This is a genomic window from Actinoplanes sp. NPDC023714, assembly GCF_040639855.1.
Taxonomy (GTDB): Bacteria; Actinomycetota; Actinomycetes; order Mycobacteriales; family Micromonosporaceae; genus Actinoplanes.
On record NZ_JBFAAR010000005.1, the window covers coordinates 520,370 to 533,595 of the forward strand.

Below are 13,226 nucleotides of genomic sequence, written 5' to 3' on the forward strand. Positions count from 1 at the left end.
GCGGACAATGGCGTCCGCCGGCCTCCGTCTTCACCGCGGAGGAACAGGGCAGACGACGCGCATCGACGACAGTTAAGATCCTTTCGATTCACTGTGGATCTTCGCTCGGGAGCATCTTTGCGCGTCGTCTCCTTCTCTCTTGTCGCCGTGCTCCTGGCCGGCCTCACCGCCACACCGGCCGCCGCGGCCGACACACCGCAACGACTCGTGATCGGGCTCGTGCCCGGTGCCGATGCCACAGCGGTCGTGGGACCCCTGGGAATCGAGGCGGTCCCGGTGCCGGGTCTGGACGCCGTCACCGTGACGGCGCCGGCTACCGCGATCGCCACGTTGCTCAAGGACCCCGCGGTCCGCTACGCCGAGATCGACCCACTGGTGGCCGCGGATGCCACTGCGGATCCGGACGGCGCCACCAGCAGGGCGCAGGGAACCGTCAATCAGATCCCGGGCGCCTGGACGTGGACCATCGGTGACCCGTCGGTGACGGTCGCGGTCGTCGACTCCGGTGTCACCGCCAACGAGGACCTGAGCCCTGACCGGTTGGATCCCGGCTACGACTTCGCCGACGGCGACGCCGACCCGGCGGACGATGATGGTCACGGAACCCTGATCGCCACCACGATCGCGGCGCGGCACGGTAACGGCGTCGGTGGGATGGGCGTTTGCGGCCAGTGTCGGATCATGCCGGTCCGGGTGCTGAAGCACCGTGCCGGAGGGCCGGCCGAGGGGTACGCCTCGACGGTCGCGGCCGGCATCGCCTGGGCGGCCGAGCAGAAGGCGCCGATCATCAACCTGTCGCTGAGTACGGCCAAGCGCAGCAGCGTCCTGGAGGATGCCGTCGCGGCGGCGACCGCGGACGGGGCTCTCGTGGTGGCCTCGGCGGGCGACGACAACTCGGTCCAGCCGTACTATCCGGCGGCGTTCGAGCCGACGCTCGCGGTCGGCTCGTCCGGTGGACAGTTCGGCGGGGCGCTGAACGCCTCGAACCGGAACTCGGAGAAGAACCGATGGGTCGACGTGGGCGCCTGGCGGTCGTACCGGGCGCTGGACACGCAGTCGACGCTGCGATTCATCTCCGGCACCTCGGCCTCGGCGGCCCTGGTCTCCGGGATCGCGGCCCTCGGGCTGGCGATGCGACCCGGCCTTCCGGCGGCTGACCTCCGTTCCGCGATCGTGGACACGGCCGGACGTGCCGACACGATGGAGCCGGAGGACGCCCCGATCGTGGACGCCGCCGCGCTCATCCACTCCCTCGGCGGCGCCGACGATCGCGCCCCGGCGATCACCGGCCTCAACCCTGCGAACCTCGCGCTGGTCAGCGGACATTCGTTCCGCCTCACCCCCGGCATCTCCGACGACCACGCGATCAAGCGCAGCGAGCTGGAGATCGACGGTGTCGTCGCCCGGCGCGACCACGTGTGGCAGGGCGGGTTCACCGTCACCCCGCCGAGGGGCGAGGAGGGCCTGCTCTCCTACACGCTCCGGGTCTACGACTACGCCGGGCGATCCGCCGAGGCGACCCGGACCGTACGCTTCGACGCGATCGAGCCGGACGGCCGGCTCGATGCGCCCGCCCAGGACACGCCGGTGCAGACGGGCGGTCGGGTGAAGGTCGTCTTCACCGCGACCACCGCCGACACGGCGAAGGTGACCGCCGAAGGCGTGGTCCTGAAACAGACCGGGCCGAAGCAGTGGTCCGGCGAGATCAAGCCGGCCAACGAGGGGATCTACGTCGACGTGTACGACGTCGCCGGCAACGTGCTGTCGCTGTACCGCGGCGTCGTCTTCGACGACCAGCGGCCGGACATCGCCATCGAGTCGCCGCGAGACGGTCAGCATGTTCGCGGTGCGGTCGACGTACGCATGACTCAGACCGTCCGGGAAGAGCTCCGATCGCTGACCGTCGACGGCGTGCCGGCGAAGAAGATCGGCGCCTGGACCTGGCAGGCCCGCGTAGTGCCGAAGGCACACGGCTACGTCAGTGCCGTCTCCGAGGACCTGGCCGGGAACATGACCTCGGCCGGGGTGCGGCTGGTGGTCGACAACGCCGGTCCGGTGGCGACGGTCAACCCGGCCCAGAACAAGCGACTCAGGGGCACGTTCACCACCTCGGTGACCGGGGTGAGGGACGCGTCCGGTGTGGCCAAGGCCGAGCTGTGGGCGAACGGGAAGTACCTGGGCACCGGCTACTCGAAGAAGGTGGCGACCGGGAAGCTGAACGGCACCGTGAAGCTGGTCTGGAAGCTGACCGACAAGCTCGGCAACTCCCGGACCTACACGCGGAACGTGATCGCCGACAACAAGGCGCCGACCGTGTCGATCACCAAGGCGCCGAAGAACAGGGCGAAGGTCAAGGGCACGGTGAAGGTCTACGTCTCCGCCAAAGACGCCTCCGGCGTCGCGCGGGTCGAGCTGATCGTCAACGGCAAGGTGGTCGCCAAGGACGTGAAGGCCGGTTACGTCCTGTCCGCCAACACCAAGAAGCAGAAGAAGACGATGAAGGTGCGGGTCCGGGCGTACGACAAGCTCGGCAACGTCACCTACACCAGCGTCCGGACCTGGTACCGCAAATGAGGACGCCGGCCCTGCTCTTGACTGCCACCCTGCTCGGCGCCGTGGTCGCGGCCCCCGCGAATGCCACGCCAGCTCCGCCCGTACGCATCAATATCGGTCTCACGGCGGGCACCGATGGGAATGCGCTGCTGGATCGGCTCGGCATCGCGGCGAGTGAGCCGCGCGTCGTCGAGGGCATCGGCGTGCTCAGCGTCGTGGCGCCCGAGACCGCCGTAGCGACGCTGACCGCCGAGAAGGGCGCGGTCCGGTTCGCCGAGATCGACCAGAAGACCGTCGGTGGCGCGGATCCCCGCGCACTCACCGGCCAGGAACTGCAGTTGGTGAACGCGCCGACCAGTGGGGCCCACATCGGCAGCGACGCGGTGACCGTGGCCGTCCTGGACACCGGCGTCACCGCGAACCCTGATCTGCCGGCCGACCGCCTCGTGGCGGGTCACGACTTCGTCGACGGCGACGCGGACCCGGCCGACGACAGCGGGCACGGGACCATGGTGGCCGGGGTCATCGCGGCCGGAGCGGGCGACGGTTTCGGCACGACGGGCATCTGCGCCGCCTGCCGGATCATGCCGGTGCGGGTGGCTCGCAAGGAGTCCGGGAACCAGGTCGAGGGACGCGAGGCCGACCTGGCCGCCGGCATCGTCTGGGCCGCCGATCACGGCGCCCGGATCATCAACATCTCGCTCGTCGCCTTCACGGCGAGCCGCCTGCTCCCCGAGGCGGTGCGCTACGCCGACAGCAAGGGCGCGCTGATCGTGTCGTCGGCCGCGCATGTGGGCCCGGACCGGCTCTACCCGGCGGCGATCGAACCGGTCCTCGGCGTCACCGAGGCCTTCCCGGAGGGATACACCGGGCGCCGCAACGTCAAGGGTTCGCCGTGGGTGGACCTGGCCGCGTCCTGGCAGGCGCCCGCTGTCGACGCGAACGGCGACCTGCGGGCGGTCGGCCGGGTGGAGGCGCCGGTCGCGCTCACGTCCGGGGCGGCGGCGCTCCTGCTGTCCGCGAAGCCGGAGGCCACCCCGGCCGACCTGCGCAAGCTGCTCACCGACAACGTCACTCGCGCCAACTCGGGGCGCGACACGTGGCCGGTCGACTTCCTGAACGTGGGCCGGGCGCTCTACAGCCTCGGCGGCGAGGACACCGAACAGCCCCGGGTGACCGGACTGGGACTGACCCGGACCCACAACGGCGTCGTCTCCCGCGTGACCGAGGTGTGGCCGACGATCGTCGACGACTACGGCGTGGACCGCGTGGAGTTCCTCGTCGACGGCAAGACGATAGGCATCCGCAACCGCTCCTGGAAGCCGATCTATCTGATACCGCCGGACCGGTTCGCCGGAACGATGCGGGTGACCGCGAAGGTGTACGACCTGGCCGGCAAGGTGGGCGAGCTGACGCAGGCCGTCCCGGTCGACACCGCCGGGCCGACCGGCGGTGGCTTCGTGGCGCCGGCGAACTACGCGGTGTATCGCAAGCCCGTCCCGGTCAGGGTGGTGTTCCGTGGCACTTCCGACATCGCCTCGGCCACTGTCAACGGCAAGGACATGATCCGGGTGGCCGGCTCGCAGGACTGGCAGGCGACGGTTGAGCCGGACGTCGAAGGGGACGGCAGGACCGGGTCGTTCTCGGTCTGGGTCTATGACGCTCTGAACAACGGCTCGCACCGCAGGCTGGACGTGGTGATCGACGGCGCGGGGCCGACCGCGACGGTCGTGCCGGCGGAGAACACCCGGGTGCGCGGGCTCGTCAACACGTGGCTCGTCGATCGCCGTGACGCCACCGGGGTCGCGGAGTCGGGTCTCTGGGCGAACGGCGAATACATCGGCGACGGCATCGGCCGGTGGGTGGACACCAGCGGGGTGAACGGCAGGTTCGTCCTGACCTGGAAGCTGACCGACAGGGCCGGGAACACGAGCGTCCTCAACCGCACCCTGATCGCCGACAACGCCGGCCCGGTGGCCACGGTCACGCCGAAGCAGAACACCCGGGTCCGTGGCACGTTCACCACCACGCTGACCGGGGTGAGCGACGGCGCCGGGGTGGCCAAGGCCGAGCTCTGGGCGAACGGCAAGTACATCGGTGTGGACAAGGCCGCGCCGTTCTCCGGGAAGGTCAAGATCGGCGGCCTCAACGGCAAGATCAAGCTGACCTGGCAGCTGACCGACAAGCTGGGCAACCTCCGGTCCTACACGCGGACCGTGATCGCCGACAACAAGGCGCCGACCGTGTCGATCACGAAGGCGCCGAAGAACAAGGCGAAGGTCAAGGGCACGGTCAAGGTCTCGGTGAAGGCTTCCGACGCCTCCGGCGTCGCGCGGGTCGAGCTGATCGTCAACGGCAAGGTGGTCGCGGCGGACAAGACCTCGGGGTACGTCCTGAGCGTCAACACCAAGAAGCAGAAGAAGACGATGAAGGTGCGGGTCCGGGCGTACGACAAGCTCGGCAACGTCACCTACACCAGCGTCCGGACCTGGTACCGCAAGTAGCCGACCTCAGCCGCGGGCGGTGTGCTGCCGGACCAGGCGCATCGCCCCGGGCTGGGTGTGCGACCACGAGCCGTTGCCGGCGTGCACGGCCAGGCCGGAAGTCTTGATCTCGATGACCGTGCCGCTGAACTGGTCGTCCGGCAGGAGCAGGGCGGACACTTCGGACACCGTGGGGTTGTGGCCGACCACGAGGACCGTCCGTACCGTGTCGGGGACCGCGCGGAGCAGGTCGAACACCTCGGTGCGGCCGCCGAAGTAGAGGTTCTCCTCGTAGTGGACCTCGGGCGCGCCGTGGCCGTTGTTGCCCTGCGCGAGTGCCACCGCGGCGTTGTGCCAGGTCTGCCGGGTGCGCTTCGCGGTCGAGCAGAGCACGAGGTCGGGATGCAGTCGCGCGTCGGCGAGCCAGGCGCCCGCGGCGTCCGCGTCGGACTCACCCCGTTCGGTCAGCGCGCGGTCGAAGTCGACGAGATCACCGGGCGTCTCGGCCTTGGAGTGGCGCAGCAGGATCAGCGTTCGCGACGTCATGGCACCAGCTTGCCTGATTGGAATTTCGCACGGGCGGGTAAACGCTCGATCGACGCATTCATCACGGTCGAGCGTGGGCGCACGGCCGGGCGGACACCCGAGGAGGGTCCGATGGGCATCGGCGCGAGCATTTTCCTGCTGATTCTGGGCGCGATCCTGGCGTTCGCCGTGGAGGCGGACATCAGTGGCCTGGACATCAACGTCATCGGCTGGATTCTGATGGTCGGCGGCCTGGCCGGCCTGATCATCACCCTGTGGTTCTGGAACAGCCGTCGCCGGACGGTGGTGACCCGTACGCAGCAGCCGGTCGCCGGCGCCGGTTACGCCAGTGAGTACCGCGAGGTCCGCCGCAACGACGATGTGCCCCCGCCGCCGCCCCCGGCGTACTCCTGATCGTCGAAAGGCCCGGGCAACCCCAGCCCGGGCCTTTTTGCTTTTTCAGAAATGAAATCAGACGTAGAGAGCGAAGTAGATCGCGATGTGGTGGCAGATCGCCGCCACCAGCGTGCACGCGTGGAAGAACTCGTGGTGCCCGAAGACGGTCGGCCACGGGTTCGGCCGGCGCAGCGCGTAGAAGATCGCCCCGATCGTGTAGATCGCGCCACCCACGATCATCAGGACCAGGACCGTCACGCTCATGTGCACGACGTCCGGGATGATCGCGACGGCGACCCAGCCGAGCGCGACGTAGAGCGGGGCGCCCACCCAGCGGGGCAGGTGCGGCCAGATCATCTTGAGCGCGACGCCGCCGAGGGCGCCGAACCAGACCAGGCTGAGCATCAGCGTGGCCTTGCTCTCGCTGAGCAGCAGCACGCAGAACGGCGTGTACGTGCCGGCGATGAAGATGAAGATCATCGAGTGATCCATCCGTCGCATGATCTGGTAGCCGCGCTCGCTCCAGACCCGACGGTGGTACAGCGCGCTGGTGCCGAAGAGCCCGCACACCGTGATGCTGTAGATGAGGCAGCTGATGAACGGACCAATGCCCGGGCGACTGAGCGCGATCGAGCAGAGAACAATGCCGCAGACCAGGGCGACGAAGAACGCGTACTGGTGCAACCGGCCGCGCAGCCGCGGCTTGCCGAGATCGGCGGGCTTCATCCGGAACGGGGTTGAGGTCGTCACGCGCTCCAGGTTACGGCACCGTAGGTTACTACTGGGTAGTGATGCCGGATACGGAAGACCATCCACGATGATTTCCTCATGAAAGTACGACGTGCGGGCGCCTCGGCGCTGCTGATCGAGTGCGCCGACGCCGATCGGGTGGAGGACTGGCGGGCCGAGCTCTGGCGGCGCCGGGAAAGTGGCGAACTGAGGGTCGTGGAGATCGTTCCGGGAGCGCGGACGGTGCTGCTCGACGGCGTCGAGCCCGGGACCGAGGAGCGCCTTGCCGGGTGGGAGCCGCCGCCCGGCCGGGCCCGCGCCGAGGGTCCGCTCGTGGAGGTGCCCACCACCTTCGACGGCGAGGATCTGGCCGACGTCGCGGAGATCTGGCAGGTGTCCGTCGAGGAGGCGGTGAAACGCCTGGTGGACACGCCGCTGACGGTCGCTTTCTGCGGCTTCGCGCCCGGCTTCGCCTATCTCCGTGGCTTCCCGGACGCCTGGTCGGTGCCCCGGCTCGCCGCTCCGCGGCCTCGCGTGCCGGCCGGTTCGGTAGCGCTCGCCGCCGGCTATGCCGGCATATATCCGGCGGCATCCCCGGGTGGGTGGCGCTTGGTGGGCCACACCAGCTTGAAGACCTTCGATGTACGTCGTGAGCACCCCGCGCTGCTCGTCCCCGGAACCCGCGTGAACCTGGTGCCGGCGCAATGATCACCGTTCTGCGGGCGGGCCCGCTCACCACGGTCCAGGACCTCGGCCGTCCCGGTTACGCGCACCTCGGCGTGCCCCGGTCCGGCGCTCTCGACGTGCCGGCGCTGCGGCTCGCCAACCGCCTCGTCGGCAACCCGGACGGCGCGGCCGGCCTGGAGACCACGTTGATGGGCTGCAAGCTGCGGTTCGAGGTGCCCGCCACGGTCGCCGTGACCGGCGCGGAGGCGACGGTGAAGCTCGACAAGGTTCCCGTCGCCGGCCCGGTCGTCGCGGTGCCGGCCGGGGGTGTGCTGGAGATCGGGCGGGCGGTGCGGGGGGTGCGGTCCTATCTCGCGGTGGCCGGGGGGATCGCGGTCGATCCGGTGCTCGGCAGCCGGTCCACGGACACGCTGGCCGGGCTCGGCCCGGAGCGGCTGGCCGATGGCATGACGCTGCCGGTCGGCTCCTGCGCGATTTCTGATGGCGCACCTTTCGACTATCCGGGCGTCGGGCCGGTCGACGGTGAGGAGATCGTTCTGGGGGTCCGGCTCGGGCCGCGCGACGATTGGTTCGACGTGGCGGGGCTGTTCGGTACCCCGTACAAAATCAGTCAGATGAGCAACCGCGTCGGTGCCCGGCTGGCCGGCACCGCGTTGACCCGCACCCAGGCCGGCGAACTGCCCTCCGAGGGCGTCGTGCTCGGCGCGGTGCAGGTGCCGAACGACGGGCAGCCGATCATCTTCCTCGCCGACCACCCCACGACCGGCGGATATCCGGTGATCGGCGTGGTCGATGACGTGACGCCGCTCGCACAGGCGCGGCCCGGGAGTACGGTGCGTTTCCGTGACCTCGTTTGACGCTTCCGCCCGTTCCGTCGATCTCAATGCCGATCTCGGTGAGGGCTTCGGCGCCTGGCGGCTCGGCGACGACGACGCCCTGCTCGACGTCGTGACCTCGGCGAACGTGGCGTGCGGCTTCCACGCGGGCGATCCGTCCACGATGTATCGGGTGTGCCGGACCGCCGCCGAGAAGGGTGTCGCCGTCGGGGCGCAGGTCGGCTACCGAGACCTGGCCGGTTTCGGTCGCCGCCGAATCGACTACTCGCGAACCGAACTGCGCGACGACATCCTCTATCAAATCGGCGCCCTCTCGGCCTTCTGCGACCGTGTGCGCTATCTGAAACCGCATGGGGCGCTCTACAACACCGCGGCGGTCGATCGGCTGCAGGCCGGCGCCGTGGTGGACGCGGTGCTCGCCTGGGATCCGCAGCTGCCGGTGCTGTGCCAGCCCGGATCGGTGCTGGCCGAAGCCGCGGCCGAAGCGGGCCTCACCGTCGTCGGCGAAGGCTTCGCCGATCGCGGCTATCTGGCGGACGGCCGGCTGGTGCCGCGGTCGGAGGCCGGCGCCCTCGTCCACGAGCCCGCTGACGTGGTGGACCGCGCCGTGCGGATGGCGGTCAGCAGCGAGGTCGTAGCGGTGGACGGGACGGTGGTCGCCTGCCCGGTGCGTTCCATCTGCGTGCACGGCGACACGTCCGGGGCCGTCGAGCTGGCTCGCGCGGTGCGGGCGGGGCTCGACGGCCACCTGGAGGTGAGGGCGTTCGCCGGCTAGGACTCGTCCATGCCGCGGAGGATCAGCGGCAGCCGGCTCGGGGCCGCCGCGTCGATCACGACAGGCACCCCCCAGTCCTGGCGGGTGAGGTGGCAGGCGCCGTACTCCGCATCCACGTCGCACGTCGCGGCCTGCGCCACCACCTGGAGTACGCCCTTCGGCACGTCCGGGTTGAGGACCAGCCGGCGGGTGAGGTCGGTGGTGACGCCGTCGCCTTCGAGGAGGAGCTCGGCGGGTGAGGCGGAGACCGTGAGGCGCAGCGGCGAGCCGAACTGGCTGTCCAGCTTCTGGCCCGGGGCGGGCGTGAAGATGACGTCGAGGGTGACCTCGCCGGGCGCCAGGTGGGACGGCGGGCGCTCGGTCCTGTGCCGTTCCCCGCTGACCGTCTTCACGACGCCGGGGGCGAGGCGGGTGAGTCGGTGCGCGGCCGACTCGACGACGAGGACCTCGCCGGACGCGGTGACCAGCACGTCGCTCGGCTCGGCAAGGCCGGAGTCCACGGTGGAGACCTGGTCGGTCGACGGGTCGAAGCGGCGGACCGCGCCGTTATAGGTGTCGGCGACCAGGACCGAGCCGTCCGGCAGGGCGGTCACGCCGAGCGGGTGCTGGAAGAGCGCCTCGTCGGCGGTGCCGTCCACGTGGCCGAAATCGAACAGGCCCTGGCCGACCGCGGTGTGCAGGACGCCGTCCTCGACGTAGCGCAGCGCCGAGGTCTCGCTGTCGGCGATCCAGAGCCGCTTGCCGTCGGCGCTCACCGAGAGGCCGGACGGCTGGGCCATCCAGACGTCGGGGAGCGGGCCGTCGCGCAGGGCCTCGACCGTGGTGCCCGCGTAGACGCCGACGGTCCGCTTGATCGGGTCGAACCACCAGAGCTGGTGGATGCCGGCCATCGCGATGATGACCTTGCCGTCGTACCAGGCCACGTCCCACGGCGAGGACAGGTCGGCGACGAGGGCGTCGTGCGGGAGGTCGTCCACGGAGGAGCGCCACGGCTTGCCCGACCCGGCCACCACGTGGATCTCGCCGGTCTCGGTGGCGATCGCGCGCAGCTGGTGGTTGACCGTGTCAGCGACGATCACGTCGTACCCGGTGATGTTGGAAATCTCGGCCGGAAGCTGGACCAGGCCCTGCGGCTCGCTGAACGGCTCGTTCCGGGTGGAGGACCCGAATCGCCGGACCAGGGTCTCGCCGTCGGCGGTCAGCTCGACGATGGAATGCCGGGCCGAGTCGGAGACGAGCAGGTTGCCGTTCGCCAGCTCGATCGCCTTGCCCGGGAAGCGGAGCAGCCCGTCGGGGGCGGGCGGGGGAACGTACGGGCCGTCGCCGCGGTGCAGCGTGCCGTCCGCCTCGTGCTTCTCGATCAACTCGTCGATGAGCCGGGACAGGCCCTCGGCGTGCCCCTCGCCGGCCATCGAGGCGACCAGGTAGCCGGTCGGGTCGACGACGGCCAGGGTGGGCCAGGCCTTCGCGGCGTACTGCTGCCAGAGGTGCATGTCGCCGTCGTCGACGACCGGGTGGTGTACGCCGTACCGCTCCACGGCGGCGGCCAGCGCCACCGGGTCACGCTCGTGCTCGAACTTCGGGGAGTGCACGCCGATCACCACGATGGCGTCGCCGTACTTCTCCTCGAGCGGCCGCAGCTCGTCCAGGACGTGCAGGCAGTTGATGCAGCAGAACGTCCAGAAGTCCAGGATCAGGATCTTGCCCCGGAGGTCGGCGAGGGTCAGATCCTTGCCGCCGGTGTTGAGCCAGCCGCGGCCCTTCAGTTCAGGCGCACGCACGCGAGAGTTCATGGTGCCCATCGTGCCTGACGAGCCGCGGCCCGCCCACCGGCAGGACCGCGGCTGTGATCAACGATCTATCAGGCCCGCGGCTTCAGGCACAGAACCTGGTCGCCGCCGTCCTTCGGAACGACGATGTACGGCTGGGACTGGTCGGCGCACTGCTCCTTGGCGGCCGCGATCGAGACGACCTCGAACGCGCCCTTCGTCGAGCAGTCCGCCTTCACCGGGGTGTTCTCCGACGTACGCGTGACGCACTCGCCCTGGGCCACGCTGAACTCGTCGTCCCCGGAGATCAGGTAGACCAGGCCGAACACGATGCCCAGCAGCAGCGTCGCGCCGAGAACCACGGCCAGCGTGACCGGGATGGTCTTGACGTTCGTCTTGACCGGCGCCGGTGCTGCGGGCTCCTCCGCCTTGAAGCTGTCGAACCGGTTCTGCTCCTCGGCCGGTCCGGGCCAGCTCGTGGTGTCCTCCGGGCCGGGCGGGGTGACCGTGGCACGGGCCGCCGGGCTGCCCGGGTAGACGCCGGGAGGGGTCTCGCCGGGCATCGGCGGGAGAGCGGGCGCCGGCACGTACGTCGAGTTGCCCCGGCCGGACAGGTCGGTGGTGTGCTCGCTGAACTGGTCCGGTCCGGGAGCTCCTGCCCCTCCCCCGAACGCCGGGCCTCCGGACGACGGGAACTGCGGCGAGCCGGGCATCGAGTACGGCGCGCCCCCGGATCCGGGGAACGGCGGTGCGTCGGGCGGGGAGACACGCGCGCTCGCCGAGGCACGGGCGGAGGCCCGGGCCGGCGACTGCGGGTTCACGCCGAATCCACCGGACGCATCGTCGCCGAAGGGTCCCGGCGTTCCCGGCGAGCCATCACGCTGCGGGAACGCGAAGCCACCGCTCGGCTCGTTGTCGACGTTCTCCTCGGCACGCTGGCCATAGGTTCCGCCATAGGTCCCGCCCCGAGGGTTTTCAGACCCTTCATCGGTACGGCTGCCGTCGCCTGGCATGAGCCCTTCGCCGGAACGAGGCATCTCCCCCGGCCGAGGACCGAACGGACCGCCGTCCCCGGGCCGAGGACCGAAGGGACCACCGTCACCGGGGCCGTCCTCAGCCCGCTGCCCGAAGGGGCCACCCTCACCAGGGCGCTGGCCGAAGGGACCGCCCTCACCCGGACGCTGCCCGAAGGGACCACCTTCACCCGGGCGCTGGCCGAAGGGACCGCCCTCACCCGGACGCTGGCCGAACGGACCGCCGTCGCCGGGCCGCTGGTCGAACTGGCCGTTCTCCTCGGCACCGGGCTGCTGCGGGAAACCGGACCCGGCCGGGTAGCTGCCGGGCGGCGTGAACCGGTCCTGCTGGAACCCGCCGGACGGCTCCTCGTCCTCACCGCGCCGCTGAGCAAACGGCGAGTCCGCCTGCTGCCCACCGAAAACCTGGTTGCCCTGCTGCCCGAACGGCGCCTCACCCTGCTGCGGGCCCCCGAAAGGCGAGTCCTGCTGCTGACCACCGAAGGGCGAGTCCTGCTGCGGGGCGCCGAAGGGCGAGTCCTGCTGCGGGCTGCCATAAGGCGAACCGGGCTGCTGAGGCGCGAACGGCTCGGCCTGCTGCGGTGCGAAGGGCTCGGCCTGCTGCGGTGCGAAGGATTCGGGCTGCTGCACCCCGAACGGCGCCTCGGCACGCTGAGCGGCGAACGGCGCATCCGGGAAGTCGCCGGCCTGATCGTCGTCGCCGGTTTCCGGCTCGGCCGGGGCGGCGGGACGGCCGTACACCCGGGCCTGCGGGGCCGGGGCGGGCGGCGGGAGTTCGTTGGCTTCGACGCGGGAGCCGGGTACGGACGCGCTGGCCGTCACCGGCCGCGCGGAACCGACCGCCGGGCGCTCGGCCGCGTCACGAGGCTGCGGCACGGCGCTGCCGGACGTCGGCGCCGGCGCGGACGCCGAAGCCGGTGCGGATGCCGGTGCCGATGCGGCCGCTGCGGACGGCGGGATGGCTGCGGACGGCGGGATGGGAGCACCACCGCTGGAGAGCGAGGCACCCGGAACCCGCTGCGGGAAACCGGAACCATTCCCGGCAGCCCCATCACCCGAGGCCGGAGCCGCTCCGAACCCATCGCCGGCGGAGGAGACCGGAGAGGTACCCGGCCCGAACCCGTCACCCGACGGCGACCCGAAGACGTTGCCGGACGGCTCGGCGGAACCGAAAGCCCCACCGGAAGCCGGAGCAGCAGATCCGAAAGCCCCACCGGAGGCCGGAGCAGGAGATCCGAAAGCACCCCCCGAAGCCGGAGCCGCCGAGCCGAAACCGCTCGGAGCCGGCGCGGAAGTACGGACCGGCAGGTCGGAACCACCGTCGTTCTCGACCGCGGCCGGGCCGGCGGGCGTGCGGAGCGGGAAGCCGCTGCCGTCGCCGCGGCGGGTCGGGAACGCGGGCTGACGACCGGGCTCGGAGGGCTCGGCGGTGCGGCCGT

General features: G+C 70.8%; 10 protein-coding genes. 6 read left to right on the forward strand and 4 right to left on the reverse strand.

What is annotated here, in order from left to right:
• Positions 1-117 precede the first annotated feature (117 nt).
• On the forward strand, positions 118-2,574 hold the full coding sequence (locus tag AB0G10_RS25165; protein ID WP_360926231.1) for a S8 family serine peptidase: 2,457 nt from the start codon (positions 118-120) through the stop codon (positions 2,572-2,574).
• Positions 2,571-5,057, forward strand: coding sequence for a S8 family serine peptidase (locus AB0G10_RS25170; protein WP_360926233.1), 2,487 nt, complete (start codon positions 2,571-2,573; stop codon positions 5,055-5,057). Before AB0G10_RS25165 ends, AB0G10_RS25170 begins: the two co-directional genes overlap by 4 nt.
• Positions 5,058-5,063: 6 nt before the next feature.
• On the opposite strand, the gene AB0G10_RS25175 is transcribed toward AB0G10_RS25170, so the two are convergent.
• Positions 5,064-5,582 (reverse strand): histidine phosphatase family protein, encoded by a 519-nt coding sequence (locus AB0G10_RS25175; protein ID WP_360926235.1) that lies wholly within the window; start codon positions 5,580-5,582, stop codon positions 5,064-5,066.
• Positions 5,583-5,693: 111 nt separating this feature from the next.
• Here AB0G10_RS25175 and AB0G10_RS25180 point away from each other — a divergent pair, with 111 nt between their 5' ends.
• Positions 5,694-5,975 (forward strand): DUF6458 family protein, encoded by a 282-nt coding sequence (locus AB0G10_RS25180; protein ID WP_360926237.1) that lies wholly within the window; start codon positions 5,694-5,696, stop codon positions 5,973-5,975.
• 57 nt (positions 5,976-6,032) lie between these two features.
• On the opposite strand, the gene AB0G10_RS25185 is transcribed toward AB0G10_RS25180, so the two are convergent.
• Complete coding sequence (locus AB0G10_RS25185) at positions 6,033-6,707, reverse strand: hemolysin III family protein (protein ID WP_360926239.1); 675 nt, start codon at positions 6,705-6,707, stop codon at positions 6,033-6,035.
• A 78-nt stretch (positions 6,708-6,785) separates the two neighbouring features.
• Between AB0G10_RS25185 and AB0G10_RS25190 the strand changes: the two genes are divergently transcribed.
• Genes AB0G10_RS25190 through AB0G10_RS25200 form a run of 3 tightly spaced genes read left to right on the forward strand, consistent with a single transcriptional unit; the run spans position 6,786 to position 8,984 of the window.
• Complete coding sequence (locus AB0G10_RS25190; RefSeq protein ID WP_360926241.1) at positions 6,786-7,394, forward strand: allophanate hydrolase subunit 1; 609 nt, start codon at positions 6,786-6,788, stop codon at positions 7,392-7,394.
• Entirely contained in the window at positions 7,391-8,230 is an 840-nt protein-coding gene (locus tag AB0G10_RS25195; RefSeq protein WP_360926243.1) for a biotin-dependent carboxyltransferase family protein, read from the forward strand. Before AB0G10_RS25190 ends, AB0G10_RS25195 begins: the two co-directional genes overlap by 4 nt.
• The gene (locus tag AB0G10_RS25200) at positions 8,217-8,984 is read left to right on the forward strand and encodes a 5-oxoprolinase subunit PxpA (protein WP_360926245.1); all 768 of its coding nucleotides are present in this window, start codon (positions 8,217-8,219) and stop codon (positions 8,982-8,984) included. Before AB0G10_RS25195 ends, AB0G10_RS25200 begins: the two co-directional genes overlap by 14 nt.
• Here AB0G10_RS25200 and AB0G10_RS25205 read toward each other — a convergent pair.
• Together AB0G10_RS25205 and AB0G10_RS25210 are read right to left on the reverse strand one after the other, a co-directional pair.
• The gene (locus AB0G10_RS25205; RefSeq protein WP_360926247.1) at positions 8,981-10,777 is read right to left on the reverse strand and encodes an NHL domain-containing thioredoxin family protein; all 1,797 of its coding nucleotides are present in this window, start codon (positions 10,775-10,777) and stop codon (positions 8,981-8,983) included. The genes AB0G10_RS25200 and AB0G10_RS25205 overlap by 4 nt on opposite strands.
• A 68-nt stretch (positions 10,778-10,845) precedes the next feature.
• The gene (locus tag AB0G10_RS25210; protein ID WP_360926249.1) at positions 10,846-12,663 is read right to left on the reverse strand and encodes a hypothetical protein; all 1,818 of its coding nucleotides are present in this window, start codon (positions 12,661-12,663) and stop codon (positions 10,846-10,848) included.
• Positions 12,664-13,226: the final 563 nt, after the last annotated feature.

Coding starts and splice junctions, on each gene's coding strand:
- AB0G10_RS25205 (WP_360926247.1), bottom strand. CDS start 10,777: ATGAACTCTCGCGTGCGTGCGCCTGAACTGAAGGGCCGCGGCTGGCTC.
- AB0G10_RS25190 (WP_360926241.1), top strand. CDS start 6,786: ATGAAAGTACGACGTGCGGGCGCCTCGGCGCTGCTGATCGAGTGCGCC.
- AB0G10_RS25170 (WP_360926233.1), top strand. CDS start 2,571: ATGAGGACGCCGGCCCTGCTCTTGACTGCCACCCTGCTCGGCGCCGTG.
- AB0G10_RS25180 (WP_360926237.1), top strand. CDS start 5,694: ATGGGCATCGGCGCGAGCATTTTCCTGCTGATTCTGGGCGCGATCCTG.
- AB0G10_RS25195 (WP_360926243.1), top strand. CDS start 7,391: ATGATCACCGTTCTGCGGGCGGGCCCGCTCACCACGGTCCAGGACCTC.
- AB0G10_RS25175 (WP_360926235.1), bottom strand. CDS start 5,582: ATGACGTCGCGAACGCTGATCCTGCTGCGCCACTCCAAGGCCGAGACG.